The organism is bacterium, from assembly GCA_035945995.1.
Taxonomy (GTDB): Bacteria; Sysuimicrobiota; Sysuimicrobiia; order Sysuimicrobiales; family Segetimicrobiaceae; genus DASSJF01.
On the sequence record DASYZR010000038.1, the window covers coordinates 1 to 4,604 of the forward strand.

At 67.5% G+C, this 4,604-nt stretch carries 3 protein-coding genes; all 3 read left to right on the forward strand.

Going from position 1 to position 4,604, the window contains the following annotated elements; translation table 11 throughout:
- Positions 1-94: 94 nt before the first annotated feature.
- From VGZ23_03270 to VGZ23_03280, 3 genes are read left to right on the forward strand one after another with little or no spacing between them, the layout of a single operon-like run.
- Positions 95-1,219: a citramalate synthase gene (locus tag VGZ23_03270; GenBank protein ID HEV2356616.1), complete on the forward strand. Its 1,125-nt coding sequence runs from the start codon at positions 95-97 to the stop codon at positions 1,217-1,219.
- Entirely contained in the window at positions 1,216-1,995 is a 780-nt protein-coding gene (locus tag VGZ23_03275; protein HEV2356617.1) for an enoyl-CoA hydratase/isomerase family protein, read from the forward strand. Before VGZ23_03270 ends, VGZ23_03275 begins: the two co-directional genes overlap by 4 nt.
- Complete coding sequence (locus tag VGZ23_03280; GenBank protein ID HEV2356618.1) at positions 1,992-4,070, forward strand: acetate--CoA ligase family protein; 2,079 nt, start codon at positions 1,992-1,994, stop codon at positions 4,068-4,070. Before VGZ23_03275 ends, VGZ23_03280 begins: the two co-directional genes overlap by 4 nt.
- The last annotated feature ends 534 nt before the right edge of the window (positions 4,071-4,604 follow it).

Consider the following 4,604-nt stretch of genomic DNA (forward strand, 5'->3'; position numbering starts at 1 on the left):
ACCTTGACATGTGGACCGGGCACCGGGACCCGGCGACCTGACCAGAACGACTGTTATGCACGGTGTCAGCTACTAGTCGATAAGGAGAGCAGCGATGACGTTGCCGCGGGTCCACCTGCACGAGGAGGTCATGCGGGAGGGCATGCAGATCGAGTCCGTTGATATCAGCACCGATGAGAAGCTGGAACTGCTGGACGCGCTCTCGCGGACCGGACTGCGCTGGATCAACGTGGGCTCGTTCGTCAGCCCGAACTACACGCCCCAGATGGCGCACATCGACGAGCTGCTCGCGCGGTTCGTCCCGGCGCCGGGCGTGCACTACACGGCACTGGCGCTCAATCAGAAGGGCCGCGACCGGGCGGCCGCCTACCCCTTCATCGAATCCCCGCCCTTGCCGCCCACGCTGATCGCCCACCTGTGCGACACGTTCGTGCGCCGCAATGCGAATCAGCGACAGCGGGACGAGATCGATCGATGGCCCCTCATCGCCGACATGGCGCTTGCGTCGAAGGCAGCGACGGGGGGCATCGGCGTCAACGCGGCGTGGGGTTCGAACTTCGAGGGCAAGTTCTCGCTGGACGAGCGCATGGGCATGCTCGAGCGGGCCCACCGGGTATGGGACGAGCGCGGCGTGCCTGTCCGCTTCCTGATGCTCGGTGACCCGATGAGCTGGAACACCCCCGGTACGGTCGCTGAGACCCTCCGCGTGGCACTTGGGCACTGGCCGGAGATCGATTCGGTCTACCTGCACCTGCATGACGCCCGCGGAATGGCGGTCGCGTCCATCTACGCGGCGATTCAGGAGTGCGGTGAGCGGGACCTCCACCTTGACACAACGGTGGGCGGCATCGGGGGGTGCCCGTACTGCGGGAACGGGCGCGCGACCGGGATGGCCGCGACGGAGGACGTCGTCCATCTCGCCGAGAGCATGGGCATCAGCACCGGCATCGACCTTGACGCGCTCATCGAAGTCATCCCGCTTCTCGAGCGGATCATCGGGCGCGCGGTCCCCGGGCATGTCGGGCATGCGGGTCCCCGCCCGACAGCGGAGCGGCTCTACGACGAAAACCTCCCGCTTGCCGAGACCTTCGAGGAGGCGCAGCACTTCCGAGTCGGCAAGACCGCGTTCGGAATCCCGCACCGGCCGTGGCGGGAACCGATCCCCGCGCGGCGCCCTGCGCAGAAACGGCGCGACGTGACGAAAGGGCTGTCCCAATGAGCGAGGACATCCTGGTGGCGGGCACCGAGGGAAACGTGCGGACGCTGCGGCTGAACAGACCCGGGCGGGCGAACGCGCTCAGCCAGGAACTCCTCACCCGGCTCGCCGATGAACTCGTGGCCGCCGAGTCTGATCCCCGTATCTGGGCGGTCGTGCTCACCGGAACAGGAACGACCTTCTGCGCGGGTGCCGACCTGAAAGAGATGGCCGCGCTGGACAGCGGCCAGGCGCGGCAAGTGCGACCGAAGGTCAGCGCCTCGACGAGCGTCTTCGAACTGCCGCTCCAGATGGAGACTCCCGTCATCGCGGCGCTGAACGGAAACGCTGTCGCCGGCGGATTCGAGCTGGCGCTCGCCTGCGACATCAGAATCGGCGCTCAGGGTGCGAGATTCGGGTTTCCCGAGGCGAAGAGAGGCATGGGGGCCGCCTTCGGCACCGTCGTGCTTCCACGGCTCATCCCGCAGGGCATCGCGATGGAACTGCTCTATACCGGGCGGTACATCGAGGCCGACGAGGCGTGGCGGCTGGGGCTCCTGAACCGGCTCGTGGACCCCGATGAGGTGCTGCCGACGGCGATGCGCCTGGCCACGGAGATCGCGCAGAACGCGCCGATCACCGTCCGCCGCATGAAAGCGAACGTGCTCGCTGCATCAGGTCAGCCGCTGCTCAGCGCGTTGCGGCTCGACAGCGGCCCGGACCCGTACTCCAGCGAGGACAGGGTCGAGGGCGTGCAGGCCTTCCTTGAGAAGCGTCAACCGAGATGGAGGAATCGATGAACACCACTACACTCAGCCGGCTCTTCAACCCGGGGTCCGTCGCGATCGTGGGCGCGAGCGCGACCCCTGGAAAGATCGGCTCCCGAGTTGTGGAGAACCTGGTCAGTCAGGGATTCACCGGCAAGGTCTATCCGGTCAACCCGCGAGGCGGCGAGATTTCCGGATTCCCGGCGGTGACAAGCATCTCCGAACTGCCCGGACCGGTGGACGTCGCATATGTGCTCATCCCCGCTGATGCAGCGGTAGAGGCGGCACGGGAGCTCGCCGAGCTCGGGACCAGCTACATCATCGTTTCCGCGGCTGAGTTCGCGGAGGCCGGCACGCCGGAGGGCCGGCGCCGCGAGGACGCGCTCCGCGAAATCGCCGCGAAGACGGGCACGCGCGTCGTCGGCCCGAACTGCAACGGGATCTACAGTGCGACCCATCAGGTCTCGATCGGCTTCAACACCGCGCACGGCCAGCGTCACCGGCCGGGCGGCGTCGCGATCCTCTCCCACAGCGGGGCGCTGTTCTCGACGATCATGCTCCGCGGCAAGGAGGCGGGCATGGGGCTGTCGGCCTTCGTGTCCGACGGCAACGAGTGCGACCTCGACGTGCTCGACTACCTGGAGCACTTCGCGGGCGACGAGGCCACGCGATGCATCGCTCTGCTCATCGACTCGCTGCCCGACGGCGATCGTTTCCGTGCCCTTGTCCGCGCGGCGCGCGCGCAGTCGAAATCAGTGATCGCGCTGAAGCTGGGGACGTCGGCCGCGGGGGCCTCGGCCGCAGTTGCGCACTCAAGCCGGATGGCCGGCTCCGGAGCCGCCTACCGTGCGTTCCTCGAGGACGCGGGGGTCGGCATGGTGCAGACCGTTGAGGAACTCGTGACCGCGGGAGTCCTGCTGGACTCCGATGAGCCGTTCCCGGCGGGGGGACGCGTCGGGGTGGCCGCGCTCTCGGGAGGTGCGGGGACCCTCGTGGCAGATGCGGCCGCGAGGCATGGACTGGCGGTGCCCGGGCTGTCTGAGGCAACGCACGAGCGAATCGCCAAGATCGCCCCGCATTCACACATCGAGAACCCGATCGACTTGGGCGGCGGGTACGGCAAGCTGGACACCCCCACGATGTTCTCGCTCCTGGCTAAGGACGCGAACGTGGACGTCGTCGTCTACTTCTACCACCCCATGCATACGGAGGAAGAGCGACGGTCCATCGCCGAGTCCTTCGCGCGCAGCCGGAAGCAGTCGGCAAAGCCGCACGTCGTGATCGCGCCGGGTGGCATGACTGACGATGAACGGTCGATCTACCGGGACGGGGGCGTCCCGGTCATCTCGGACACGGAGACGGCGATGGCTGCGATCGCCGGGGCACGCGCGAGCAGCGGGCCTGGCGAAGCGGAGCAGGACGACGTTCACACGTCCCCGTTCGGACCGGGCTTGTCCGGGGTGCTAAACGACTTCGACAGCATCACGCTGCTCGCGGAGGCGGGCGTGCCCATGGCTCCGATGGCTGCCGTGAACAGCCCGGGGGAGGCCGTGAAGGCCGCCGCCGAGCAGGGCGGGCCTGTCGTGCTGAAGGGCCTGCTGAGCGGCGTGGCGCACAAGTCAGACCTGGGCCTCGTCGTCGTCGGCATCGAGGGGGAGGAGACGATCCGCTCAGAGGCCGAGCGTCTTTTCGGCCTGGGCGCCGAACGAGTGCTGGTTCAGCCGGCGGTGCACGGCGAAATCGAGGCGCTGCTCGGAATCGTGCACGAACCGGGTCTTGGTTACTTCCTGATGTTCGGGCTCGGCGGCGTCTTCGCCGAGGCGATCAAGGATGTGGCGATCGTTCCAGTCACGGCGAGCGCGGAACGGATCCGGACGGCGCTTTCCCGGACCCGGCTCGGAGCGGTGCTGGCCAGCAAGCGATGGCACAGAGCGGACAGCACCGGCCAGTTCGTCGCGGCCTGCCAGGCGCTCGCGCGGTTCGCGCGCCGTCACGGCGAACACCTGGAAGCGGTAGACATCAACCCAGTCCTGATCACCCGGGAAACCCTGGTCGGCGTGGACGGCCTGGTCGTGTTGTCCGACAAAGACTCTGCCCCCGCCAATTGAGGCCGCCGTAGCAGCACCTCCCCGCAAATCGCACAGAGCAGCGCATGAGAGCAATCACTTGCGAGAGGAACGACGCGCCGCGCAAGGTGCGTGAGATCTCTCTGCGAGACCCGGACCCAAGAACTAGCAGGCAGGGCGCACAATGCCCGGTACAAGATGGGAATCCACGGTGAAAGTGCATGACGCGGTAGCCAGGACGATCGCCGATCACGGGGTCCGTCGGAACCCGCACAAGCGAGATCAGGCGGCTACAAGTGCGGCCGTGCCATGACTGAAGCTTACTCTCCGTGACGAATGGTCGCTCGCGTGCTTTCCTTGGGCCAGACGAAGCCGGGCCCGAGTGGGGGCAATTGGATGCGTCAGAACCACCTGGACTGCCTGCCAGCGGATGACAGCACCCCGGCCCTGAGCGGAGTCCGCGCGGGCCTGGCAGCGGGACTTCCTGCGCCATGGGGGTTCAACTCGGTGACGGGCCCTTTGGTGCCGGCTTGCGAAGCCGCGACGGCGGTCCCAGAGCCCTATTATCAGCCACCC

Bases quoted from the DNA above. Each gene is read 5' to 3' on its own strand.
- VGZ23_03280 (HEV2356618.1), top strand. From the start codon at position 1,992: ATGAACACCACTACACTCAGCCGGCTCTTCAACCCGGGGTCCGTCGCG.
- VGZ23_03270 (HEV2356616.1), top strand. From the start codon at position 95: ATGACGTTGCCGCGGGTCCACCTGCACGAGGAGGTCATGCGGGAGGGC.
- VGZ23_03275 (HEV2356617.1), top strand. From the start codon at position 1,216: ATGAGCGAGGACATCCTGGTGGCGGGCACCGAGGGAAACGTGCGGACG.